The 1,047-nt window shown below is 56.7% G+C and carries 1 protein-coding gene and 1 pseudogene; both read left to right on the top strand.

Annotated features, from left to right (window positions below; translation table 11 throughout):
- On the top strand, positions 1-230 hold a 230-nt coding region (locus tag AC1D1Z_RS37760; protein WP_477853956.1), incomplete at its 5' end, for a hypothetical protein.
- A 335-nt stretch (positions 231-565) separates the two neighbouring features.
- A pseudogene (locus AC1D1Z_RS37755) lies at positions 566-1,047 on the top strand (O-antigen ligase family protein); the annotation flags it as partial.

Here is a 1,047-nt window from a genome sequence, read left to right as displayed (position 1 = left end):
ATGCCGGATTCACCGGAACGCCCACCGAGCAGCCGGAGGGATTGACCAAGGCCGCGAAGTCGGCAGCCAAAGAGGTGCAGCGCGAGGCTTATGCCGTCGTTTCCGGCGTTAGAGAGCACCCGCACACCGCAAGCGCACTGTTGCTCACCACCGGCATTGTGGCATTCGGGCTCGGCTATCTCTTCGGTCGATCATCGGCGGAAGGTTCGACACGCAAATATTGGCGATAGCGGCAGACACTTCACGTCAACGAAATGCTGCATCGGTTCTTTCGATTGGCTCTGCTGATCCCGATGTTGGCGCCTTCTCTTCCCGCAGTACGCTCGTCGGATGATCACGATCAAACCCTCAAATCAAGCCGCACCTCAAACGTGTTTTCCGATGAAGCCGGCTTTCCCGCCGTATCCGTTTGCCGCCGATCGTCGAATAGAACCATGTCTGTCCAGAACGGCCTGTTGCCTGAATACCACGTTGAATAAAGCCATGGATTGCGCCCTCATCGCGACTTGACAGCCGTCTTCACGATCCTTAGCGAGGCAGTATCGACACGGTCAGGGCCGGCATAGTGAATTATTTTAAACAACTCAAGATGGCGGTTCTCGATCCCGGAAATGGGGCGGGAGGCGCGCTCGACCGAAACAACCGCATTGCGGTCTTTGCCTTTGCAATCCTTCCAGGACTTTCGCCGAACTTTAACTCCTTCATCCTCCTCGCGTCGATGGTGTGGGGCCTCTACGGTCTGGTCACGGGCCGCCTGGCCTTGAACCTGTCGCGATCCGACCGGCTGGTTGCYATTGGCATGTCGATCTACCCGCTGGTGATGATCGCCAGCATATTCATCAATCCGCCTTACTCCGAAGAACTGGACTGGATATTCCGGCTCCTGCCTTTCTTTTCGGTCTGGCTGATATTGCCGCGGATGCGCCAATCTCCCGATGGCCGTCTCTTGCCGCTCTTTATCCTCGGCGCAGGCATCGGCATGATCGTCACCTTTGTCTTCAGTCTCCTGCAGATCATGTTTCTGATGTCCAGGGCAGAAGCTGGAAC

The organism is Rhizobium sp. P1_E1, assembly GCF_056406015.1.
The sequence above is the reverse complement of the archived record's forward strand: the minus strand, read 5'-3'. Positions and strand labels throughout refer to the sequence as shown.